Source organism: Kitasatospora sp. NPDC004745, from assembly GCF_042873275.1.
Lineage (GTDB): Bacteria > Actinomycetota > Actinomycetes > Streptomycetales > Streptomycetaceae > Kitasatospora.
This window is the reverse complement of sequence record NZ_JBIALK010000002.1, coordinates 73225-95329: the sequence shown is the minus strand read 5'-3', so window position 1 is coordinate 95329 and position 22105 is coordinate 73225. Positions and strand designations below refer to the sequence as shown.

Sequence of the window (22105 nt, the reverse complement as noted above, 5' to 3'; positions counted from 1 at the left end):
GCCCGCCCTACTGGTTCTTCGGCGGCTGGTAGTCCTTGCCGAGCACCACCACGAGGTCCGCGTTCTGGGCGTCCCCGACCTTCTTCGCCGCGGTGTCCGGCAGGCCGAGACTGGTCGCCAGCGACTTCGCCGCGGCCTGCCGGGCGTCGTCGGTGTAGCGGATCTCACTGGTGGCCTGCGGGGCGGTCCTGGAGCCGCCGGGGATGAAGGTCAGGCCGGAGTTGACCACCTGGACCTGTGCGGCGGCGGCCGCCTGGTCGTTCCCGGTGGCGTCCTGGATCGAGACCCGGGCCGGGGCCTCGCCGGAGGCCGCGGACTTCACGGTGCCGCCGAGCACGTCCTTGACCTGCTTGCCCGCGGTGGCCTCGTCCAGGCCGCCGTCCGGCTTGACGGTCAGCGCGGTGGTGCCGAGGTGGCCGTCCTTCGCCTGCTGGGCGAGCTGGGCGAGCACCCCGGCGAGGGCGTCCTCGGGCAGCGAGGGGTCGAGCACCGCGTTCATCCGGTGCACGTCGTCCTTGGCGTCCTTCAGCTCGGTGGGCATGGTGCGCAGGACCGCGTCCATCACCTGCCCGAAACGGGCCAGCTGGGCGTCGCGGTTCTCCCCCTGCGCCTGCAGGGTGGCGTAGGCGACCGCGGCCTTTCCGTTGAGCATGGTGTTCTTGCCCGCCGCGGAGAGCAGCTTGCCGTCCGGTTTGCCGCCCTCGTGGGTCTCGGCGTTGGTGTCCACGCGGACTCCGCCGAGCTGGGAGACCAGCATCTCCAGGTACGGGGTGTCCAGGCGCCAGGTGCCGGCGACCGGGGCCCCGAGCACGGTGGACAGGCCGTCGCGGGTGGCCGAGGCGCCCATGCTGTCCATGGCCTGGCCGACGGTGGTGACCGGCGGGTCGCCGGGGCCGGGCAGCCGCAGGGTGTCGGGCAGCAGCAGGACGGTGCCCTTCTTGCCGGTGACGTCGTTGACCAGCAGCGCGCTGGAGACCTTGCCCTGCAGGTCGCGCAGGTGCACCACGTTGACCTGGCGCGGGCCGGCCGCGCTAGCCGCGGTCTGCTTGTCGCCGGTGAACCAGAGGTAGCCGCCGGTGCCGGCCGCCGCGAGGGCCACCACCACGCCGAGGCCGATCAGCCGGTTGCGCAGCTTGCGGCGGCGCTCGGCGCGCACCTCGCTGCGGGACTCGGCGAACTTCAGCCAGTCGATGACGTCCTCGGTCTCCTCCGCCTCCTCGTCGACGAAGGTGAACTCGCCCGTGGGGTAGTCGTCCTTGGACGCCTTCGAGCCGGCCTTGCCGGCCCGGGCCCCGCCGACCATCTCGGACGGCTGCTCGGGCTTGGCCGGGGCCGCGGCGGGCTTGGGCGCGCGCGGGCGCGGCGGCGCGGGGGCCGGGGGCTCGGCGGTGACGGCTGGTCCGGGTCGCTGCCCGGACCGGGCCCCGGGCTCGGGCTCGGGTTCGGCCACCGCAGGGGCGGCCGGGTAGGCCTGCTGCTGGTAGCCGTCGTAGCCGTACTGCTGGTCCTGGTAGCCGTAGCCGCCCTGCTGCTGGTACGCCTGGCCGGCCTGTCCCGGCTGCACGGGCTGCCCGTACGGGTCGTACTGCTGCTCGTACTGGTCGTACTGCTGCGGCTGCTGCTGGTAGGGCTGCTGCTCCTGGTAGCCGTAGGCGTCCTGGGAGTACACCGGCTGCCCGTACTGGTCGTACTGCTGCGGCTGCTGCTGCGGCTGCTGGTACGCCTGGTACGGCTGCTGGTACTGCCCCGTCGACCACTCCTCCGGCTGCTGGTGCTGCTGGCCGCCGCTGCGATCACTCACGCCCGCTCCTGGTCAGGTCCGGTGCGGCGCGTACAGCGCCCGCTTGTCGATGTAGCGGACCACGCCGTCCGGGACGAGGTACCAGACCGGTTCGCCCTTGGCGACCCGGTTGCGGCAGTCCGTGGAGGAGATGGCCAGCGCCGGGACCTCCACCAGGGAGACCCCGCCCACCGGAAGCCCGGCGTCCGACAGAGTGTGCCCCGGGCGGGTGCATCCGATGAAGTGGGCGAGCGAGAAGAGCTCCTCGGAGTCGCGCCAGGACAGGATCTGGGCGAGCGCGTCGGCACCGGTGATGAAGAAGAGGTCGGCGTCCGGGTGCATGGCGTGCAGGTCGCGCAGGGTGTCGACGGTGTACGTCGGGCCCTCGCGGTCGATGTCGATCCGGCTGACCGAGAACTGCGGGTTCTCGGCGGTGGCGATGACCGTCATCAGGTAGCGGTCCTCGGCCGGGGTGACCTGGCGGTCGCTCTTCTGCCACGGCTGCCCGGTCGGGACGAAGACCACCTCGTCCAGGTGGAACGCGCTCGCCACCTCGCTGGCGGCGACCAGGTGGCCGTGGTGGATCGGGTCGAAGGTTCCGCCCATCACGCCGAGGCGCTTCTTCACCGGTTCCGGTCCGCCGGGATTCCCGGCCTGCTCTCCCATGCCGCCACACCTTACGCGACGCCCGTTACGGTGCGGGAACGCCCGGGTGGGGGTCCTCCGCAGACGCCTCGGGGAGCGTCCGGCGCACGGGCCGGACGCCCCCCGGGCGGCGTCGGGACGGGCTCAGCGGTCCCGGTTGAAGCGGGTGGTGACGAAGAGCAGGAGCAGCAGGATGAACAGTGCGGCGCCACCCGTCAGGTACGGGTTGAGGCTGTCGTGGTTGCCCCCCTCGCCCTCGGCGAGCAGGTTCAGGACGGGGAGTGCGGCGGCAGTGTTCATGGTCGGCGTGACCTTCTCGGCTCGGGTGAACGGACCTGGGGTTCTTCCGGGCCAGTGAGGGCCCACCCGTCATCGTACGGGGGGTCACACCGCAACCGCTCGGCGGCCCACCGCCGCTGACCGGGGGTGAGCCCCGCCGGGGCGGGCAGCAGGTGCGACGCGCCCCGGGCGGGGCCCCGCGGGGCCTCAGTTGCCGCGGAAGGCGCGCGCCATGATCCAGACCAGCAGGCCGACGCCGACGAACGACGCCACCACGATGATCCGCAGGAAGATACCCGGGCCGGCCTCGTTCGAGATGGGCGTGGCCAGGCTGACAAGCGCGTCGGTGGACATCTGCGGGCTCCTCGAACTGCTCGGTACCGCGGCCGGGTCCGGTCTCGGTTCTCCAGGGCATTCAGGGTAAACCGGCCTCACACCGGCGGCCCCCACCGGCCCCCGCGGCGCGGCCGGCCCGGGTCCTGGTGCCCGCCCGGCCCGGGTACGCGTGCCCGCCCGGGGACGAGTACGCAACCACGGACGTTGCAGATTCAGTCGTTGAAGGAGCACAGCAGCGGGGGGCCGGCCGCCGGGCCGGGGCCGCCGTCGACCAGGAGGTACCCGGACCATGACCGACCCGACCGTGAAGACCCCCAGCCGGCGCCGCCAGCGCTTCGCCGGCATCTCCACCCGTGCCTGGGAGCACCCGGCGGACCGGTCCGCCCTGGTCGCCCTGCGCAAGCTGACCGGCTTCGACGACGTGCTGAAGAAGCTCGCCGGGCTGGTCTCCGAGCGCTCGATCCGGCTGATGTTCCTGGCCACCGCCGTGAAGACCTCCGAGCGCCAGTTCCCCGAGCTGTACGACATGGTGCGCGACGCGGCCTACGTGCTCGACCTGGAGAAGGTCCCGGACCTGTACGTGACCCAGGACCCGACGGTCAACGCGTACTGCATCGGCATCGACTCCCCGGTCATCGTGATCACCAGCGGCCTGGTCGACCTGATGGACGAGGAGGAGCTGCGCTCGGTCATCGGCCACGAGGTCGGCCACGCGATGTCCGGCCACGCCGTCTACCGGACGATGCTGATGATCCTCACCAACATCGCCACCCGGGTCGCCTGGGTGCCGCTCGGCAACCTGGCGATCATGGCGGTCGTCACCGCGCTCAAGGAGTGGTTCCGCAAGGCGGAGCTGTCCAGCGACCGCGCGGGCCTGCTCGCCGGGCAGGACCTCCAGGCGTCCATGCGGGCCCTGATGAAGCTGGCCGGCGGGCACGACCTGGCCGAGCTGAACGTCGACGCCTTCCTGGAGCAGGCCGAGGAGTACGAGAAGGCCGGGGACCTGCGCGACGGCGTGCTCAAGCTGCTCCAGGTGCTGCCGCAGAGCCACCCGTTCGCGGTGGTCCGGGTCGCCCAGCTGAAGAAGTGGGCCGAGAGCGAGGACTACCGCTCGATCCTGGCCGGCGCCTACCCGCGCCGGGCGGACGACCCGAACACCTCGGTCGGCGAGCAGTGGAAGGCCGCCGCCGACCACTACACGTCCTCGGTGAAGGACAGCAAGGACCCGCTGATGGGCCTGATCCGGGACGTCGCCGGCGGTGCCGCGAACGTCGGCGGCAAGCTCCGCGACACCTTCACGGGCGCCGCCCGCCCGTCCGCCGCCCCGCGCGAGGACGGCGAGGACCGCGGCAAGGGCTGACCCGCCCGCCCGTCGACGGCCGGTGCCCCGCCCCGGGGCGCCGGCCGTCGCCGTACCCGGGCGGCGAAGAGACCCCGTACCCGGGCGGAGAGGAAGCCCCGCACCCGGGCGGAGAGAGAAGCCCCGCACCCGGGCGGGGAGCAGGCCCGGACCCCGCCGCGGCGGCGGGGAAGCCCCGGCCACGGGCGGCGCGAAGCGCCCGGACGCCGGGGAAGACCCCCGGGAGCCGTGCCTCAGCCGCCCGCCAGCACCCCGCAGACCTGCCACGCCGGGTGCGCGTGGTTTCCCGGGTCGATCGCCGCCGGCGCCGGGACCTGGGTGCCCTGCGCGGTCGCGAGCACCGGCTGCAGGAACCCGGCCATCGAACCGCTGCAGGGCTGGGGGCCGGCCTGGATGACCGAGTCCACCAGCCGCAGCTGCGCCGAGGCGAGGTCGACCCGGTCGAACTGGAAGGTCAGCTGCCGCCGCACGGTCTCCAGGGTCACCGGCGCGCCGGCCGGGGCTCCGGCCGCCTTCAGCGCGTAGACGAAGGTGTGGTCGGTGGTGATCTGCAGGGTGCCGCTGTCCGCCTCGTCGATCCGCATAGCACCGGTCACCTTGACGGAGTCCGCGGCGAGCGCGACCTGTGCCGGGTCGAAGCGGACCAGCCAGCCGGTGAGCGCGTGGTGCCGGTCGTCGACGGGCTGGGCGACGCTGGTGTCGAACTGGGCCTGCTCCCCCGGGGTCACGAAGGCCCGCACGTCGTCGGTGGCGCCCTGGACGAGGGTGCCCGGAGCGAGCGACGAGGCGACCAGGTAGCGCTGGACGGTGTCGAGCGCCTTGGTGACCTCGACCCGGCTGAAGTGCTCGGTGGCGGCCCCGCTCGGGGTGCCCAGGCCGATCGCACCGTCGCTGTAGCCGACCGGCAGCGCGGCGAACGGATCGGCCGGGTCGGCGACCGGTTTGACCGCCGCGGCGGGGCTCAACGCGACCAGACTGACGGTCAGTTGACTGCCCTCGGGCCGGGCCGAGATCCGGTTCGGCGAGCTGACCCCGAAGTACACCGCGGCCCCGAAGGCCAGCAGGATGAGCAGCAGCAGGGCGAGCGCCTGCCGCGGGACGGTGCCCAGCGGACCGAGCCGCACCCGGGCCCGGGTGGCCTTCCCGAAGGACCCGGCCAGCCGCTCCCGGGCGGACAGCTCCTGGATCCGGGCAGCCCGGACGAACGATTCGTCGAAAACGACGGACCGGTATTCGTCCTCGTTGCCGGAACCACCGTCGGGCGTACCCTCCGGAGGTTCTCGCGGGTCACCCATGACACCAGGGTAAGCCGGATCCGGGCCGCTCCACGAGGGCGCTCACACAGATTCCCGGGAGCGCTCCGTGACCACCCGCCCCGACCCGCACCGCCGCTACGACGTCACCCCGCGGGTGCGGTGACCACGAGCGACGGCTCGGCCGGCGCGGGTCGCGGGTCCGTCCCGGCGCTGCTGCTGCCGGACTCGGGGCGCCGGGGCGCGCCGGCCGGCCCGCCCACGCCCTGGTAGATCGCCGCGACGGCGACCGCCACCAGGCTCACGCCCATGATCACGGCGAGGATCCAGGCCACCGGCCGGTGCCAGCGCTGCTGCGCCACGTACCGTCCGCGCCCGCGCAGCGGGTCGGCACCCCGCCCGCCCCGGCGGCGGCCCTGGCGGCCGGTCGCCCGGCCCGGGCCCGACCAGGGGTCGGGGTAGTGGTGGTCGTCGTCGAGTCCGCTCGGGTACGGGCGCAGCTCCAGCGGCAGCCCGTCCCCGGCCGTGACGTCATACCCCCAGCCCGGGCCCGCGGAGTCCGGCTCGAACCGCGCCTCGGCGGCGGCGAGCTGCCGCTCCTTGGCCGTCGGCTCGTGCACGGCGGCGGACCGGACGAAGGCCTCATCGAAGACCACGGTGGCGAACTCGTCGTCCGCACCACCGTGGTCGGCGCCGTCGGGGTACGGCAAGCCCCCCACATCCTCAGCCACGGATTCAGCGTATTACCGGGCGGGCGATTTGTCTGTGGCTCCTCGCAGTTGGTCCGTCGCCCGTGTGACGCGGGGCGCTCCGGGCCGGGTCAGCCGGCGTCCGCGGCCCCGCCGACGGTCTGCGTCGCCTCGCCCCGCACGTGCCCGTCACCAGTGACGATGTACTTGGTGCTGGTCAGCTCGGGCAGGCCCATCGGGCCGCGGGCGTGCAGCTTCTGGGTGGAGATCCCGATCTCCGCGCCGAAGCCGAACTCACCGCCGTCGGTGAAGCGGGTGGAGGCGTTGACGGCGACGGTGGTCGAGTCGACCAGCTGGGTGAACCGCCGGGCGGCGGCCTGCGAGGTGGTGACGATGGCCTCGGTGTGGCCGGAGGACCAGCGGCGGATGTGCTCCACCGCGGCGTCCAGCGAGGGCACCACGGCCGCCGCCAGGTCGTAGGAGAGGTACTCGGTGCCCCAGTCCTCGTCGGTGGCGGGCACCGCGGTGACGCCGGTGCCCTCGGCGGCCTTGAGCACCGCGTCGTCGCCGTGCACGGTGACCCCCGCCTCGGCGAGGGCGGCCAGCGCGAGCGGCAGGAAGGCGTCCGCGACGTCCTGGTGGACCAGCAGCGTCTCGGCGGAGTTGCAGACGCTGACCCGCTGCGCCTTGGAGTTCAGCAGGATGCCGACGGCCATCGCCAGGTCGGTCCGCGCGTCCACGTAGACGTGGCAGTTGCCGGTGCCGGTCTCGATCACGGGGACGGTCGAGCCCTCGACCACGGCGCGGATCAGCGAGGCGCCGCCGCGCGGGATGAGCACGTCGACGAGGCCCCGGGCGCGCATCAGCTCCTGGACGGACTCGCGGCTCTCTCCCGGCACCAGCTGGACGGCGTCGGCGGGCAGTCCGGCGGCGGCGACGGCGTCCCGCAGGACGGCGACCAGCGCGGTGTTGGAGCGGTAGGCGGAGGCCGAGCCGCGCAGCAGTACGGCGTTGCCGGACTTGAGGCAGAGGGCCGCGGCGTCCACGGTCACGTTCGGCCGGGCCTCGTAGATGATGCCGACCACGCCGAGCGGCACCCGTACCTGGCGCACGTCCAGGCCGTTGGGCAGCGTGTAGCCGCGCAGCACCTCGCCGACCGGGTCGGGCAGGCCGACGACCTGGCGCACGTCGGCGGCGATCGCGGCGATCCGCTCGTGGTCGAGGCTCAGCCGGTCGATCACCGACTCGGCGGTGCCGGCCTCGCGGGCCCGGGCCACGTCCTCGGCGTTGGCCGCGGTGATCTCGGCGCTGCGGGCCACCAGCGCGTCCGCGATCGCCAGCAGCGCGGCGTCCTTCGCCCGGCGCGGCAGCGGGGCGATCGCGGCGGCGGCCTCCCGGGCTCGGCGCGCTACGGCGAGGACGGGGCTGTCGGCGGTGGCGAGGTCGCTGGTCATGCGCCCAGGGTAGCGACTGCGCCGGCCGTGCCGGTCCGCCGTTTCGCCATCCGAACGCCGGGCCGGACGCACCCCGCCGCAGCCGGCCCGCGCGCACCGGCCGGGCCGCGCGATCACCCCGCCCGGACGCACCGCGCCCGGACCCACCGCACCCGCCGCCCGCCCGGCGCTCAGTACGGGTGCACGCCCCCCAGGTGCGGCGACGGGTCGCCGAAGCCCTCCGCCACCCGCTTGTGGTACGTCGCCCGGTCGACCACCTCCAGGCCGACGATCTCCCACGGCGGCAGGTTGGCGGTGAGCTTGTGCTCGCCCCACAGCCGCAGCGCGATCGCCGCCGCGTCGTGCAGGTCCCGGGCCTGCTCCCAGTACCGGATCTCCGCGTGGTCGGCGGCGTAGCGCGCGGTCAGGAAGAACGAGTGGTCGTGCGCCAGCCGCTCCAGCGAGGCCCGCAGCGAGGACAGCGGGGTCACCTGCCCGGACACGCTCAGCACCACGTGCCAGAGCCGGGCCTGCTCCGGCACGGTGGGCGGCTCCCCCTCGTCGGCGCGCTGCGCCGGCGGCCTGCGCACCCCTCGGGGCCCCTGCGGCGGCGGACCGGCCGGCTGCGCGGGGGCGTCCCCGCGTCCGCCGTCGATGCTGGTGAGCCGCCGGCCCGCGGTCCCCGCGGTCAGCGCCGTCTCGCGCCTGCGTTCCACCGGCGGCCTCCTGTTCGGCGATGTCGTGTCGTCCCCCCGCACCGGTCCCGCCGGCCCTCGGCCGACCGGTCCGGCTGCACCCCTCCTCGCCCGCGGCCGGGCCGCTCCCCCTGCGGAGCGGCCCGCCGACCGCGCTCCGCCGGCCGGCCGGTGCCGGCGCGTGGGCCGGTCAGCCGCGCAGAACGACCAGGTCGTCGCGGTGGACGACCTCGCGCTCGTACGCGGCGCCGAACTCCTGGGCCAGGTCGCGGGTGGACCGGCCGAGCAGGCGGGGCAACTCCCTCGCATCAAAGTTGACCAGTCCACGAGCCACGATGTGGCCGTTTTCGGCAAGAAGGTCCACCGGATCACCCGCGGCGAACTCCCCGTCGACCTTGGTGACCCCGGCCGGCAGCAGGGAGGCACCGCCCGAGACGACCGCCGTGACGGCGCCCGCGTCCAGGTGCAGGGCCCCGCGCGGGCTGCTCGCGTGGGCGAGCCAGAGCATCCGGTCGGAGGTGCGGCTGCCGGTGCGCAGGAACAGGGTGCCGGTGGGCCGGCCGGCCAGCGCGTCGGCGGCGTGGCTGGCGGCGGTGAGCACCACCGGGATGCCCGCTCCGGTGGCGATCCGGGCCGCCTCGACCTTGGTGACCATGCCGCCGGTGCCGACGCCCGCCTTGCCCGCGCTGCCGATCTCGATGCCGTCGAGGTCGTGCGGGCCGCTCACCCGGTCGATCCGGCTGGTGCCGGGCCGGGAGGGGTCGCCGTCGTAGAGCCCGTCGACGTCGGAGAGCAGCACCAGCAGGTCGGCCCGGACGAGGTGGGCGACCAGGGCCGCGAGCCGGTCGTTGTCGCCGAACTTGATTTCGGCGGTGGCGACGGTGTCGTTCTCGTTGACGACCGGCATCGCGCCCATCGCGAGCAGCTGGTCGAGGGTGCGGTAGGCGTTGCGGTAGTGGGCGCGCCGGCTGGCGTCCTCGGCGGTGAGCAGGACCTGGCCGACCCGGATGCCGTAGCGGGCGAAGGAGGCGGTGTAACGGGCGACCAGCAGGCCCTGACCGACGCTGGCGGCGGCCTGCTGGCGGGCGAGGTCCTTGGGGCGCTTGTCGAGGCCGAGCGGCGCGAGCCCGGCGGCGATGGCGCCGGAGGAGACGAGGACCACCTCGGGCGCGTCCGGGCGGGCCCGCACCTTGGCCAGCGCGTCCACCAGGGCGTCGACCCGGTCGGCGTCCAGGCCGCCGGCCGCCGTGGTGAGTGAGGAGGAGCCGACCTTGACGACGATCCGCCGCGCGGTCAGCACCTCCTGCCGCAGTGAGTCCTCGCTCATCTCGCTGTACGCCCTTCCGGTGTGGTGCTGGTGCGGCGGGCCGGGCCCGGCCGTCGCCCCCGAAATCTACGCGATCCGCACAGGTCGCCCTCCGGTTGTTTCACCGGCTGGACCCGTCCCGGTCACGGCCTCGCCACAGCGCGGCCGACAATCCGGATGGCTGGTATGGTCCCTGACCGCAAGCCAGATCGGGGGACGGCTTCTTGCCCGCTGAACCCATTCGTCTTCGACTCTCGTGTCATCGGGCGGCACCGCAATGGGCAGGCCGGCAACGGTTCGCGGTCGCGCGCCCAGGAAAGCGCACCATGCGTACGTACACCACCAAGCTCACCGTCGCCGCCCTGGCGGCGGCCACCGCGCTGTCGCTCGCGGCCTGCGGCCCGGACAACGCGGACACCCCGGCGGGGACGGGCGGCGCCACGGGCGCGGCCCCGGCCCAGACCGGCGCGGCGACCGGCGGCGCGGCCACCGGCGGTGCCGCGACCGGGGGTGCCGCCACGGGCGGCGCGGCCGGCGGCTCGACCGCGGCCCCGACCGGCGCGACCGGCGGCGCGGCCACCGGCGGGGCGGCCACCGCCGGTGCCACGGGCGGGGCGGCCACGGCCGGCGCGACCGGTGGCGCGGCCACCGGCGGCGGCGCGGGCGGCGGCAAGCTGCCGCAGGCCGGCACCGCGGTGAAGTTCGGCCAGCCCGCCACCGTCGACTTCGCCGACAAGACCTTCAACGCCGCGGCCAAGCTGGAGATCACCGTCACCGGCGTGACCCCCGGCTCGCTCAAGGACTTCCAGGACGCCAAGGCCCCCACCACGGGCCTGGACGGCCGGGCGATCTACTACGTCAGCTGGACGATGAAGAACCTCGGGGACTCCAAGCTGACCTTCGCGGCGCCCAACTCCAAGTTCAAGGTCTACGACGCCTCGGGCGGCACCGCCAGCTTCGCCAACCCGACCGGCTCCACCCCCGTGGCCAAGTGCACCACCCCGAGCTTCTCGGGTGCCACCAAGGGCGTCGAGTTCAAGGGCTGCGACATCGTCAGCTTCCCGGCCGGCGGCGTCCCGGCGATGGTCGGCTACGGCGACTCGACCGACATCACCAAGGTCCAGGCGGCCTGGACGAAGTGACGTCCCGCCGGCGCTGAACACGCGAGCGGCCCCCGCCACCCGGACGGGTGGCGGGGGCCGCTCGCGGCTGCGCGGACTCAGTCCTCGTCGTCGCCCTCGATGGCGGCCTGGCGGCCGCTGGAGAGCGCCTCGAAGGCGAGGAACTCGGCCTCGGCCGCGTCCCGGCCCTTCTGCTTCTCGCGGCGGCGGTCGACGGCCGGGCGCGGGTTCTCGAAGCGGTGGTCCTCGCCGCGGCGGCCGAGCATCTCGGCGCCGGCGGCCATGGTCGGCTCCCAGTCGAAGACCACGGCGTTGTCGTCCGGGCCGATGATGACGGTGTCGCCCTCGTGGGCGCCGACCTTCCAGAGCCGGTCCTCGACGCCGAGGCGGGCCAGCCGGTCCGCCAGGTAGCCGACGGCCTCGTCGTTGGAGAAGTCGGTCTGGCGGACCCAGCGCTCCGGCTTGCTGCCGCGGATGCGGTAGGCGCCGTCCTCCTCGGTGATGGTGAAGCCGGCGTCGTCCACGGCGACGGGCCGCAGCACGATCCGGGTCGACTCCTCGACGGGCTTGGCGGCCCGCGCCTCGGCGACGATCTGGGCCAGCGCGAAGCTCAGCTCGCGCAGGCCCTTGCGGGAGGCCGCGGAGACCTCGAAGACGCGGTAGCCGCGCTCCTCCAGGGACGCCCGGGTGAGGTCGGCGATGTCCTGGCCGTCCGGCACGTCCACCTTGTTGAGCGCGACCAGGCGCGGCCGGTCCTCGAGACCGCCGTACTGGGCCAGCTCGGCCTCGATGGTCTCCAGGTCGGTCAGCGGGTCGCGGCCCGGCTCCAGGGTGGCGCAGTCCAGCACGTGCACCAGCACCGAGCAGCGCTCGACGTGCCGCAGGAACTCCAGGCCGAGCCCGCGGCCCTGGCTGGCGCCGGGGATCAGGCCGGGCACGTCGGCGATGGTGTAGACGGTGTCGCCGGCGGTGACCACGCCCAGGTTGGGGATCAGGGTGGTGAACGGGTAGTCCGCGATCTTCGGCTTGGCGGCGGAGAGCACCGAGATCAGCGAGGACTTGCCGGCGCTCGGGTACCCCACCAGGGCCACGTCGGCGACGGACTTGAGCTCCATGACGATGTCACGGGCCTCACCGGGCTCGCCGAGCAGCGCGAAGCCGGGCGCCTTGCGGCGGGCCGAGGCGAGCGCGGCGTTGCCGAGGCCGCCGCGGCCGCCCTGGGCGGCGACGAAGCTGGTGCCGTGGCCGACCAGGTCGGCGAGCACGTTGCCGCTGCGGTCCAGCACCACGGTGCCGTCCGGCACCAGCAGGACGAGGTCCTCGCCGTCCGCGCCGGTGCGGTTGCCGCCCGCGCCGGGCTTGCCGTTGGTGGCCTTGCGCTTGGGCGAGTGGTGGTACTCGAGCAGGGTGGTGATCTGAGCGTCCACGGTGAGGATGACGCTGCCGCCCTCCCCGCCGTTGCCGCCGTCCGGGCCGCCGAGCGGCTTGAACTTCTCGCGGTGCACGGAGGCGCAGCCGTGGCCCCCGTTACCCGCGGCGACGTGAAGTTCGACGCGGTCCACGAAGGTGGTCATGGGTGTGCCTCCAGTACGGATGAGTCTGCTTCTACCTGCGTAAAGCATGAAGGGTGGACCGGAACATTCCGGCCCACCCTTCATTGTGAGTCTGGTGTGACTCAGGCCTCGGAGGCCACGATGTTGACGACCTTGCGGCCGCGACGGGTGCCGAACTGCACCGCACCGGCGGTCAGCGCGAACAGCGTGTCGTCGCCGCCACGGCCGACGCCCGCACCCGGGTGGAAGTGGGTGCCGCGCTGGCGGACGAGGATCTCGCCGGCGGAGACGACCTGGCCGCCGAAGCGCTTCACGCCGAGGCGCTGGGCGTTCGAGTCACGGCCGTTACGGGTAGAGCTTGCGCCCTTCTTGTGTGCCATTTTCGGCTATCCCCTTACTTGCTGACCGAGTCGATGCTGGTGATGCGCACCGCGGTGTGCTTCTGACGGTGACCCTGGCGACGGCGGTAGCCGGTCTTGTTCTTGTAGCGCAGGATGACGATCTTGTCACCCTTGGTCTGGTCGACCACCTCGGCGTGGGCCTTCACGCCGGCGAGGACCCACGGGTCGGAGGTGACGGCCTCGCCGTCGACGACCAGGATGGTCGAGAGCTCGACCGAGTCACCCGGCTTGGCCTCGATACGGTCGATCTCCAGCACGTCGCCGACGGCGACCTTGTGCTGGCGGCCGCCTGCGCGAACGATCGCGTACATGCGGTACCTGCTTTCCTTGCTCGGTCGGAACTCCCGACGCCAGCCACCTGGGTACGGACACAGAGGCCTCTCCCCTCGGAACCGCGCGGACGCGGTCACCTCGGGAAGGTGATGTGCTCGGGAGCGTGGCGTAGACACGCCGAGGGTCAAGAATACGGACCGCCCGCCCGGGGGGCAAACCGGCCCGTACGGCCCGGGGCGGGAAGGGTCCCGCCCCGGGCCGGGGCACTACTCGGCGGCCGTATCACCTTCGGCCGCCGCGGCCTTCTTGGCCGCCGCGCTCGTCCGCTTGGTGGCGGTCTTGCGGGCGGTGGTCTTCTTGGCCGCCGCGGTCGTCTTCTTGGCGGCGGTCTTCTTCGCGGCGGTCTTGCGGGCGGCCCGCTTCTTGGGCGCCGGCGCCTCCTCCGCGGACTCCTCGACCGCGGACCCCTCGACCGCGGCCTCGGCGGCGGGGGCCTCGACGGCCTCCGTCTCCGCGACGGCCCCGGCCTCGGTCTCCGCGACCTCGACGGCCTGCGGCTCCTCGGCGGCGGGGGACTCGGCCGCGGGGGCCTCGACGGCCACCACGGGCTCGGCGGCCGGGGCGGCGGCCTCCAGGGCCGCCTCCAGCGCCGCGTCGGCCCGCGCCTGCAGCACCACGATCTCGGCACCGCCCGGCGTACCGGCCGGAGCCGTCGCCTTGCGCACCGCGCGGCGGCGGGTGCGGCCGGCCGGGGCCGCCGTGACGGCCGGGATCTCGACCAGGTCCGGCTGGGCCGCCGGGGCCTCGGCCGACTCCTCGGTGCCCGGGACCTCCAGGGCCAGCTGGCCCTCGATCTCCTCGCGCACCGGCTCGACCGCGAGCTCGGCATCGGCCTCGACCTCGGCCTCGGTCACGGCGGCCTCGACGGCCTGCGGCTCCTCGTGGGCCGCCCCGCCCTTGCCCCGGCGGCGGCGCTTGCCGCTGCCCGCGGCCGGCTCGACGGCCGGCGCGACCGGGGTGTGGACGTGAGTGCTCGGCTGCTCCATGTGGACGATCACGCCGCGGCCGTTGCAGTGCACGCACGGCTCGGAGAAGGACTCCAGCAGGCCCTGGCCGACCCGCTTGCGGGTCATCTGGACCAGGCCCAGCGAGGTGACCTCGGCCACCTGGTGCTTGGTCCGGTCCCGGCCCAGGCACTCCAGCAGGCGGCGCAGCACCAGGTCGCGGTTGGACTCCAGCACCATGTCGATGAAGTCGATCACGATGATGCCGCCGAGGTCGCGCAGCCGCAGCTGGCGCACGATCTCCTCGGCCGCCTCGATGTTGTTCCGGGTGACCGTCTCCTCCAGGTTGCCGCCCTGGCCGACGAACTTCCCGGTGTTGACGTCGATGACGACCATCGCCTCGGTGCGGTCGATCACCAGCGACCCGCCGCTGGGCAGCCAGACCTTGCGGTCCAGCGCCTTCATCAGCTGCTCGTCGATCCGGTAGGTGGCGAACACGTCCACCTCGGAGGTCCACCGCTGGAGCCGCTCGGCGAGGTCCGGGGCCACGTTGGAGACGTAGTCGTGGATGGTGTTCCACGCCTCGTCGCCGGAGACGATGACCTTGGTGAAGTCCTCGTTGAAGATGTCGCGGACGACCCGGACGGTCATGTCCGGCTCGCCGTACAGCAGCGCGGGGGCGTTGCCGGTCGCGGCCTTCTTCTGGATGTCCTCCCACTGCTGCTGCAGTCGCTGGACGTCGCGGGTCAGCTCCTCCTCGGAGGCGCCCTCGGCGGCGGTGCGCACGATGACGCCCGCGTCGTCCGGGACGATCTTCTTGAGGATCTGCTTCAGGCGGGCGCGCTCGTTCTCGGGCAGCTTGCGCGAGATGCCGGTCATCGAGCCCTCGGGCACGTACACCAGGTAACGGCCGGGCAGCGAGATCTGGCTGGTCAGGCGGGCGCCCTTGTGGCCGATCGGGTCCTTGGAGACCTGCACCAGCACGGACTGGCCGGACTTCAGCACCGACTCGATCCGGCGCGGGCCGCCGTGGCCGCCCAGCGCGCCGAAGTTGACCTCACCGGCGTACAGCACCGCGTTGCGGCCCTTGCCGATGTCGACGAACGCGGCCTCCATCGACGGCAGCACGTTCTGGACCTTGCCCAGGTAGACGTTGCCGACGTACGAGGTGGCCTGCTCCTTGTTCACGTAGTGCTCGACCAGCACGCCGTCCTCGAGGACGCCGATCTGGGTCCGCTGGCCGTTCTGGCGCACCACCATGACGCGCTCGACGGACTCCCGGCGGGCCAGGAACTCGGCCTCGGTGATGATCGGCACCCGGCGGCGGCCCAGCTCGCGGCCCTCGCGGCGGCGCTGCTTCTTGGCCTCCAGACGGGTCGAGCCCTTGATGGACTGCACCTCGTCCGGGTCGAAGGACGGCTCGGTGGAGCGGCGGCGCGGCTCGCGCACCTTCACGACCGTGCGGACGCCGTCCTCGGTGGTCTCGGCGGTCTCGACGGCACCGGCCTCGCCGCTGCGGCGGCGACGGCGGCGACGGCGGCGCGAGGAGGACAGGCCGGCGGCCAGGTCGTCGTCCTCGTCGCCCTCCTCGTCGGCGGCCTCGGCCGGCTCCTCGGCGGCGGGCTGCTCGGTCTCGAGGGCCTCGTTCTCGAAGTCCTCGGACTCGCCGCGGCGACGGCGGCGGCCACCCCGGCGGCGACGGCGCGACGGACGGCCGTCCTCCTCCCAGTCGCCCTCGGTCTCCGGACCGGCGACGGGGGCCTCGACGACGGGCGCCTCGACGGCCGGCGTCTCGACCGGAGCCTCGGCGGCCTTCTCGGCGGCCTTCTCCGCGGCGCGCTCGGCCCGCTCGGCCTTCTCCGCGGCGCGCTCGGCGGCCTTCACGGCCCGCCCGCCCTTGGAGCGGGTCGGCGGCTGCACCCGCACTGAGGTGCGCACGCGACGGCGGCGGCCGACGCCGCTGTACTCGAACTCGTCCTCCTCGCGCTCGGCGACGGCCGGCTCCTCGGCCTGGGCCGGGGCGGCGGCGGCCGGCTGCTGCGGCTGGGCCGCGGGCTGCGCGACGTACGGGGCCGGCTCCTGGAACACCGGGGCCTGGAAGATCGCGGTGGACGGGCGGACGGCACGGCGGCGCACCCGGCCGGTCGGCTCGGCGACCGGCGCCGGGGCGGGCTCGGGCTCGACGGCCGCGGCCTCCTCGACCGGCTCCTCCTCGACGGGCTCCTCGGCGGCGGGCTCCTCGACCGGCGCCTCGACGACCGGCGCGGCCTCGACCACGCGGCGGCGACGGGCCCGGCGGGCCGGAGCCGCAGGGGCTTCCTCGGCCTCGGCGGCGGGCTCCTCGGCCTGCGCCGGGGCGGCGACGGGCTCCTCGGCCGGGGTCTCGGCGGCGGCCGGCGTACCGGCGGGGGCCTCGGCACGCTTGCGGGTGCGACGGGCCCGGACGGGCTTCTCGGCCACCGGCTCGGCGGCCGGAGCGGCCTCGGCGGGCTCCTCGACGGCCTTCTCGGCCGCCTTGGCCGCCTTCGCCGCGGTCGGCTCGGCGGCGACGGCCTCGGCCGCCTCCGGGGTCCCTGCGGGGGCCTCGGCACGCTTGCGGGTGCGACGGGCCCGGACGGGCTTCTCGGCCACCGGCTCGGCGGCCGGAGCGGCCTCGGCCGCCGCGGCCTCGGCGGCGGGCGCCTCGGCCGGGACGACCGTCTCGGCGGCCTCGGTGGCCGCGCCCTGCGGAGTGCCCGCGGGGCGGGACACCGCGCGACGGCGGCGGCGCGGCGGCGCCGCGGACGCGCCCTCGCCGCCGGTCGGGGCGGTTTCGTTCTGTTCCGTGGCCGCGGTCTGCTGCGGATCGGTGTTATCGAGCATGCGGGTGGATCTCCCGTCAGGCCCCCGGGCTCCGCATCCGGGCACGGCACGGCACGGGCGGCCGGCCGGCATCGCGACGATGCTCGGGCCGGACCCATTCACGGTGCCGCCGCGCGGACGCGAGGCCGCACAGGGGCTCGTAGTCTCGCTCGGCGCCCCGCCCTCGGCGGGGTGTCGAAAGTCTTCTGGTCTGACCAGTCTTCTGAGGTTTTCCCAAGCTGCGCCGTCCCCCAACCCCGGGTGGCTCCCGGACGGGGTTCCCGGGCCCACCGACCATCCTGGTCGGCGGGCCGCAGGTGGCCGGCCTGTGCTGCGACGACGCTCGCTCCCCTGGGGAGCCGCGGGAACCTGGAGGACCGTCGGGCCCAGTGAGGCACTGGGCCCGGCCTCCGCCCGTCAGGCGGACGCGGCCCCGCGCACCCCGGCGGCCGTCAGCCGGCCGGGGCCGCGGCGCGGTCGAGCGCCAGCGGGTCGGTCACCGTGCCGGTCTCCTCGTCGAGCGGCCCCTGCGCCAGCCTGGTCACCTCTGCGGGGACCGGCGGCGCCAGGTCGGCCGTCGCACGGAGACCGGACAATACGTCGTCGGGTCGTACGGCGGGTGTGGCGTGTCGTACTACCAGCCGCAGTATCGCACAGGGACGGCCGGTCCGAACATCGTGGTCCGCTCCGGCGGCCGTGTCCGCACCGCCGTCGACCTGCGGCGGGACGAGGTCCAGCGCCGCCACGGCGCCGCGCGCGTCGAAGACCCGCACGCCGTTCTTGGTCGTGCGTTCGACCTCGACCCGCTCCTCGGCCAGGAACGCCTTGACCGCGCCGGCCGCCTCGTCCGGCTCGACGCCGTCCAGCCGGACCAGCCACTCGGAGGCCTCCAGGCGCTCCACGAAGTTCGGCGTCCGCACCTCGACCGCGTCGATCACGTCCAGGCCGGGCGGCAGCGACTCGTCCAGCTGCGCCCGCAGCTCCTCGGGGTCGCGCAGGGCGGCCAGACCGATCTCCAGGTACTCCGCCTCGCTCGCCACCCCGGTCGGGGCCGCGTTGGCGTAGGAGACCTTCGGGTGCGGGGTGAAGCCGGCCGAATAGGCCATCGGCACGGCGGACCGGCGAAGGGCGCGCTCGAAGGCGCGCTGGAAGTCGCGGTGGCTGGTGAAGCGGAGCCGGCCGCGCTTGGTGTAGCGGAGACGGATCCGCTGCACCGTCGGCGCGGGCGGCGGACCGTCGGGCGTACGGCGTGCCAGGGTCGCTCAGTCCTTAGTCAGTTGTCCCCGTCCGGCGCGGCGAACTGCCGCCACGGTCCGGACTCTGTCACCTCAAAGGGTACGCGCCCCGCCGCCCCCCTCGCTCCGCCCCTGGTCAGCCGTACGCCGACGACCCCCGGCCGGAGCGTTCCGGCCGGGGGTCGTCGGACCCGGGGACTACTTGTTGACGACGCTCAGCGGCAGCAGCTTCTTGCCGGTCGGGCCGATCTGGATCTCCGTCTGCATCTGGGGGCACACGCCGCAGTCGAAGCACGGGGTCCAGCGGCAGTCGTCGACCTCGAACTCCTCCAGGGCGTCCTGCCAGTCCTCCCACAGCCAGTCCTTGTCGAGGCCGCTGTCCAGGTGGTCCCAGGGCAGCACCTCCTCGTAGGTCCGCTCGCGGGTGGTGTACCAGTCGACGTCGACGCCGGTGCCGGCCAGGCCCTTCTCGGCGCAGGCGATCCAGCGGTCGTAGGAGAAGTGCTCGCGCCAGCCGTCGAAGCGGCCGCCGTCCTCGTAGACCGCGCGGATGACGCCGCCGACCCGGCGGTCGCCGCGGGAGAGCAGGCCCTCGATGATGCCCGGCTTGCCGTCGTGGTAGCGGTAGCCGATGTTCTTGCCGTACTTGCGGTCACCGCGGATCGAGTCGCGCAGCTTGGCCAGGCGGGCGTCGGTGTCCTCGGCGGACAGCTGCGGGGCCCACTGGAACGGGGTGTGCGGCTTGGGCACGAACCCGCCGATGGAGACGGTGCAGCGGATGTCGTTCTGGCCGGTGACCTCGCGGCCCTTCTGGATGACGTTCTTCGCCATCTCGCCGATCTGGAGCACGTCCTCGTCGGTCTCGGTGGGCAGGCCGCACATGAAGTACAGCTTCACCTGGCGCCACCCGTTGCCGTAGGCGGTGGCGACGGTGCGGATCAGGTCCTCCTCCGACACCATCTTGTTGATCACCTTGCGCATGCGCTCGCTGCCGCCCTCGGGGGCGAAGGTGAGGCCCGAACGGCGACCGTTGCGGGACAGCTCGTTGGCGAGGTCGATGTTGAAGGCGTCGACGCGGGTGGACGGCAGCGACAGGCCGATCTTGTCGTCGGTGTAGCGGTCGGCCAGGCCCTTGGCGATGTCGCCGATCTCGGTGTGGTCGGCGCTGGACAGCGACAGCAGGCCGACCTCCTCGAAGCCGGTCGCCTTGAGCCCGCGCTCGACCATCTCGCCGATACCGGTGATGCTTCGCTCCCGCACGGGGCGCGTGATCATGCCGGCCTGGCAGAAGCGGCAGCCGCGGGTGCAGCCGCGGAAGATCTCCACGGACATCCGCTCGTGGACGGTCTCGGCGAGCGGGACGAGCGGCTGCTTCGGGTAGGGCCACTCGTCGAGGTCCATCACGGTGTGCTTGGACACCCGCCACGGCACGCCCGGGGCGTTCGGCACGACGCGGCCGATCCGGCCGTCGGCCAGGTACTCCACGTCGTAGAACCGCGGCACGTAGACCGCACCGGTGCGGGCCAGGCGCAGCAGCACCTCGTCGCGCCCGCCGGGGCGGCCCTCGGCCTTCCAGGCGCGGACGATGTCGGTGATGTCGAGCACGGCCTGCTCGCCGTCGCCGACGACCGCGCAGTCGATGAAGTCCGCGATCGGCTCGGGGTTGAAGGCCGCGTGGCCGCCCGCCAGGACGATCGGGTCCTCGTCGGTGCGGTCCCTGGACTCCAGCGGGATGCCGGCCAGGTCGAGCGCGGTCAGCATGTTGGTGTAGCCGAGCTCGGTGGAGAACGACAGCCCGAAGACGTCGAAGGCCTTGACCGGGCGGTGCGCGTCCACGGTGAACTGCGGGACCCGGTGCTCGCGCATCAGCGCCTCGAGGTCGGGCCACACGCTGTAGGTGCGCTCGGCGAGCACGCCCTCGCGCTCGTTGAGCACCTCGTAGAGGATCATGACGCCCTGGTTGGGCAGGCCGACCTCGTAGGCGTCGGGGTACATCAGCGCCCAGCGGACGTCGCAGGCGTCCCAGTCCTTGACGGTCGAGTTCAGCTCGCCGCCGACGTACTGGATCGGCTTCTGGACGTGCGGGAGGAGGGCCTCCAGGCGTGGGAAGACCGATTCGACAGTCATGTACTAGGAACCCTTACGACGTGATTCGGTGCCGCGCGCATCGACAGGCGACGGCTGGGAGGGGTGACCCTCAAGGGTAGCCCAATCCGGGGAACGGCCTTCCGGCCGCACACCGCGCCCCGCTCCCGCCCCGCTCCCGCGCCGGAGCCCCGCCCGCGCTCCGGCGCGACCCTCCCCGCGGGCGCCTGCCCCCCGGCACGCGCAGTGCGCGCCCGCCGGCCCGCGCCGTCCGCCGTTGACATGTCCGGAGCGCCCGTGCGGTACTGACAGGGCGCCGTCAGAGACCTCTGCACCCCTTCCGGACAGGGGAGTTGGGCCGTACGCTCAGGCCCTCGCCGACTCCCTCACCCCGGCGACCCGTTCCCGGCCCGCAGCGCCCCCGTCCCCGGCTGCGCAGGCCGCGTCCGGCGGTGCGGCCCGCTCCCCGGCGGCCCGGCGACCGGGGCCCGCGGGTGCACCGGAAGGACGCCCAAGGAGAACCATGACCGACACCGACCGGCGGATCCGTCCCTCCCGGCCCCTCGACACCCGGCCGGCCCGCTACCCCACCGCGGCACAGACGGAGGCCGCGGCACGGCGGCTCGCGCTGCGCCACCCCGAGCGGTGCCGGCTGCGCGAGGCGGGCCGCTCCCGGGCCGGGCGCCCGCTGCTGCTGCTCTCCGTCGACCGGGGGCCGCGCGCGGTCCTGGTGGTCGGCGGGCCGCACCCGAACGAGCCGGTGGGGACGGCCAGCGCGCTGCGGCTGGCCGGGCTGCTGCTGGACCGCCCGGCCCGGCCGGGCGTCTCCTGGCACCTGCTGCTCTGCCTGGACCCGGACGGCGCCGCGCTCAACGCGGGCTGGCTGGACGGCCCGCTCACCATGGACCGGCACTACGAGCACTTCTTCCGCCCCTCCTTCACCGAGCAGCCCGAACTGCTGCCGGCCCCCGGCTCCGGCCTCCCGCCGATGCCGGAGAGCCTGGTGCTGACCGGCCTGATCGACGAGCTGCGCCCGTTCCTGCAGTGCTCGCTGCACGGCGTGGACTTCGGTGGTGCCTTCGTCCAACTGACGGCTCCGGTACCGGGGTTGCCCGAGCAGTTCGCCTGCTCGGTGCGCCGCGCGGGCATCCCGCCGGACGTCGACTCCTTCGACGCGATCGGCTGGGCCAGCCCCTCGCCGGGCACCTACCTGATGCCCTCGGCCGACGGCGCCGACCGATCCAGGGCGCTGCCGGACCGCCCGGAGCTGTCCACCTGGTCCTACGCCGGGCGCCACGGCGGGGTGACGGCCGTGCTGGAGGTGCCGATGTGGGCCGTCGAGGCGGTCGCCGACGGCCGACCGCACCCGGCGGTGGAGCGGACGGTCGGCGACGCGGCCCGCACGCTGCGCGAGCGCGCCGAGGAGCTGTCCGGCCTGCTGGCGCTGGTGCCCCCGCACACCCGGGCGGCGCACGGCGAGCTGGTGCGCGCGGCGGAGTTCACCCTGGAGGTCTGCCCGGCGGTGGCGGACGAGTGGGTGGCGCGCTGGTGCGCGGAGCCGCTCACGGTGTCCCGGGTGACGGCGGCCGGGATCGTGGCGGCCCGGATCCCGCTGCGGGTGGCGTCGATGCTGCTGCGGTTGCTGGCGGACACCGGCGGTCCGGCGGTGGAGGCGGCCCGGGTCCGCGCCGGGGCGGTGGCCGCCGAGAGCCTGGACCGGCTGCGGGCCGGGTTCGGCGCGCAGTGGGTGCCGGTGCGCACGCAGGTCGCCCACCAGACCAGGACGGTGCTGGCGGCCGCCGACTGCCTGCTCTGA

At 74.3% G+C, this 22105-nt stretch carries 18 protein-coding genes; 3 read left to right on the top strand and 15 right to left on the bottom strand.

The features are described from left to right. Window positions 1-7 precede the first annotated feature (7 nt). The 4 genes from ACFYUY_RS03865 to ACFYUY_RS03850 all read right to left on the bottom strand — a co-directional run bounded on the left by ACFYUY_RS03865 (window position 8) and on the right by ACFYUY_RS03850 (window position 3058). A complete protein-coding gene (locus ACFYUY_RS03865; RefSeq protein WP_387897620.1) occupies window positions 8-1801 on the bottom strand; it encodes an LCP family protein in 1794 nt (597 codons plus the stop codon). A 12-nt stretch (window positions 1802-1813) separates the two neighbouring features. Beyond that, window positions 1814-2446: a nicotinate-nucleotide adenylyltransferase gene (nadD, locus tag ACFYUY_RS03860; RefSeq protein ID WP_360221799.1), complete on the bottom strand. Its 633-nt coding sequence runs from the start codon at window positions 2444-2446 to the stop codon at window positions 1814-1816. A gap of 123 nt (window positions 2447-2569) precedes the next feature. Further along, a complete protein-coding gene (locus ACFYUY_RS03855; protein WP_360221802.1) occupies window positions 2570-2725 on the bottom strand; it encodes a hypothetical protein in 156 nt (51 codons plus the stop codon). A 186-nt stretch (window positions 2726-2911) separates the two neighbouring features. After that, window positions 2912-3058, bottom strand: a complete 147-nt coding sequence (locus ACFYUY_RS03850; RefSeq protein WP_360221805.1) for a hypothetical protein — start codon at window positions 3056-3058, stop codon at window positions 2912-2914. 271 nt (window positions 3059-3329) lie between these two features. Here ACFYUY_RS03850 and ACFYUY_RS03845 point away from each other — a divergent pair, with 271 nt between their 5' ends. Then, window positions 3330-4400 (top strand): M48 family metallopeptidase, encoded by a 1071-nt coding sequence (locus ACFYUY_RS03845; RefSeq protein WP_360221808.1) that lies wholly within the window; start codon window positions 3330-3332, stop codon window positions 4398-4400. 233 nt (window positions 4401-4633) lie between these two features. Here ACFYUY_RS03845 and ACFYUY_RS03840 read toward each other — a convergent pair whose 3' ends face one another. From ACFYUY_RS03840 to proB, 5 genes are all read right to left on the bottom strand, one after another. After that, complete coding sequence (locus ACFYUY_RS03840) at window positions 4634-5695, bottom strand: hypothetical protein (protein ID WP_360221811.1); 1062 nt, start codon at window positions 5693-5695, stop codon at window positions 4634-4636. A 104-nt stretch (window positions 5696-5799) separates the two neighbouring features. Next, the gene (locus ACFYUY_RS03835; RefSeq protein ID WP_387897616.1) at window positions 5800-6384 is read right to left on the bottom strand and encodes a hypothetical protein; all 585 of its coding nucleotides are present in this window, start codon (window positions 6382-6384) and stop codon (window positions 5800-5802) included. Between the two features lie 89 nt (window positions 6385-6473). Further along, a complete protein-coding gene (locus ACFYUY_RS03830) occupies window positions 6474-7796 on the bottom strand; it encodes a glutamate-5-semialdehyde dehydrogenase (protein WP_360221817.1) in 1323 nt (440 codons plus the stop codon). A 170-nt stretch (window positions 7797-7966) separates the two neighbouring features. Continuing rightward, window positions 7967-8491 carry a hypothetical protein gene (locus tag ACFYUY_RS03825; protein WP_360221820.1) on the bottom strand — a complete coding sequence of 175 codons (525 nt, stop codon included), beginning with the start codon at window positions 8489-8491 and terminating at the stop codon, window positions 7967-7969. A 169-nt stretch (window positions 8492-8660) separates the two neighbouring features. Next, on the bottom strand, window positions 8661-9797 hold the full coding sequence (gene proB, locus ACFYUY_RS03820) for a glutamate 5-kinase (protein WP_360221823.1): 1137 nt from the start codon (window positions 9795-9797) through the stop codon (window positions 8661-8663). A 305-nt stretch (window positions 9798-10102) separates the two neighbouring features. Here proB and ACFYUY_RS03815 point away from each other — a divergent pair, with 305 nt between their 5' ends. Then, on the top strand, window positions 10103-10918 hold the full coding sequence (locus ACFYUY_RS03815) for a hypothetical protein (RefSeq protein ID WP_387897611.1): 816 nt from the start codon (window positions 10103-10105) through the stop codon (window positions 10916-10918). A gap of 77 nt (window positions 10919-10995) precedes the next feature. On the opposite strand, the gene obgE is transcribed toward ACFYUY_RS03815, so the two are convergent. The 6 genes from obgE to ACFYUY_RS03785 all read right to left on the bottom strand — a co-directional run bounded on the left by obgE (window position 10996) and on the right by ACFYUY_RS03785 (window position 20331). Further along, the gene (gene obgE / locus ACFYUY_RS03810) at window positions 10996-12471 is read right to left on the bottom strand and encodes a GTPase ObgE (protein WP_360211508.1); all 1476 of its coding nucleotides are present in this window, start codon (window positions 12469-12471) and stop codon (window positions 10996-10998) included. 101 nt (window positions 12472-12572) lie between these two features. Continuing rightward, window positions 12573-12830: a 50S ribosomal protein L27 gene (gene rpmA / locus ACFYUY_RS03805; RefSeq protein WP_360211510.1), complete on the bottom strand. Its 258-nt coding sequence runs from the start codon at window positions 12828-12830 to the stop codon at window positions 12573-12575. A 14-nt stretch (window positions 12831-12844) separates the two neighbouring features. Beyond that, entirely contained in the window at window positions 12845-13162 is a 318-nt protein-coding gene (rplU, locus tag ACFYUY_RS03800) for a 50S ribosomal protein L21 (protein WP_188307842.1), read from the bottom strand. Between the two features lie 228 nt (window positions 13163-13390). Next, window positions 13391-16990, bottom strand: a complete 3600-nt coding sequence (locus ACFYUY_RS03795; protein WP_387897608.1) for a ribonuclease E/G — start codon at window positions 16988-16990, stop codon at window positions 13391-13393. A 431-nt stretch (window positions 16991-17421) separates the two neighbouring features. Then, a complete protein-coding gene (locus ACFYUY_RS03790; protein WP_360211514.1) occupies window positions 17422-18183 on the bottom strand; it encodes a TIGR03936 family radical SAM-associated protein in 762 nt (253 codons plus the stop codon). Window positions 18184-18402: 219 nt separating this feature from the next. Beyond that, window positions 18403-20331 carry a TIGR03960 family B12-binding radical SAM protein gene (locus ACFYUY_RS03785; RefSeq protein ID WP_387897605.1) on the bottom strand — a complete coding sequence of 643 codons (1929 nt, stop codon included), beginning with the start codon at window positions 20329-20331 and terminating at the stop codon, window positions 18403-18405. A 481-nt stretch (window positions 20332-20812) separates the two neighbouring features. Here ACFYUY_RS03785 and ACFYUY_RS03780 point away from each other — a divergent pair, with 481 nt between their 5' ends. Next, window positions 20813-22105, top strand: coding sequence for a M14 family zinc carboxypeptidase (locus ACFYUY_RS03780; RefSeq protein WP_387897602.1), 1293 nt, complete (start codon window positions 20813-20815; stop codon window positions 22103-22105).

Excerpts from the sequence above, each read along its gene's own strand:
- nadD (WP_360221799.1), bottom strand. The coding sequence starts at position 2,446 with ATGGGAGAGCAGGCCGGGAATCCCGGCGGACCGGAACCGGTGAAGAAG.
- ACFYUY_RS03855 (WP_360221802.1), bottom strand. The coding sequence starts at position 2,725 with ATGAACACTGCCGCCGCACTCCCCGTCCTGAACCTGCTCGCCGAGGGC.
- ACFYUY_RS03850 (WP_360221805.1), bottom strand. The coding sequence starts at position 3,058 with ATGTCCACCGACGCGCTTGTCAGCCTGGCCACGCCCATCTCGAACGAG.
- ACFYUY_RS03845 (WP_360221808.1), top strand. The coding sequence starts at position 3,330 with ATGACCGACCCGACCGTGAAGACCCCCAGCCGGCGCCGCCAGCGCTTC.
- ACFYUY_RS03840 (WP_360221811.1), bottom strand. The coding sequence starts at position 5,695 with ATGGGTGACCCGCGAGAACCTCCGGAGGGTACGCCCGACGGTGGTTCC.
- ACFYUY_RS03830 (WP_360221817.1), bottom strand. The coding sequence starts at position 7,796 with ATGACCAGCGACCTCGCCACCGCCGACAGCCCCGTCCTCGCCGTAGCG.
- proB (WP_360221823.1), bottom strand. The coding sequence starts at position 9,797 with ATGAGCGAGGACTCACTGCGGCAGGAGGTGCTGACCGCGCGGCGGATC.
- ACFYUY_RS03815 (WP_387897611.1), top strand. The coding sequence starts at position 10,103 with ATGCGTACGTACACCACCAAGCTCACCGTCGCCGCCCTGGCGGCGGCC.
- obgE (WP_360211508.1), bottom strand. The coding sequence starts at position 12,471 with ATGACCACCTTCGTGGACCGCGTCGAACTTCACGTCGCCGCGGGTAAC.
- rpmA (WP_360211510.1), bottom strand. The coding sequence starts at position 12,830 with ATGGCACACAAGAAGGGCGCAAGCTCTACCCGTAACGGCCGTGACTCG.
- rplU (WP_188307842.1), bottom strand. The coding sequence starts at position 13,162 with ATGTACGCGATCGTTCGCGCAGGCGGCCGCCAGCACAAGGTCGCCGTC.
- ACFYUY_RS03795 (WP_387897608.1), bottom strand. The coding sequence starts at position 16,990 with ATGCTCGATAACACCGATCCGCAGCAGACCGCGGCCACGGAACAGAAC.
- ACFYUY_RS03785 (WP_387897605.1), bottom strand. The coding sequence starts at position 20,331 with ATGACTGTCGAATCGGTCTTCCCACGCCTGGAGGCCCTCCTCCCGCAC.
- ACFYUY_RS03780 (WP_387897602.1), top strand. The coding sequence starts at position 20,813 with ATGACCGACACCGACCGGCGGATCCGTCCCTCCCGGCCCCTCGACACC.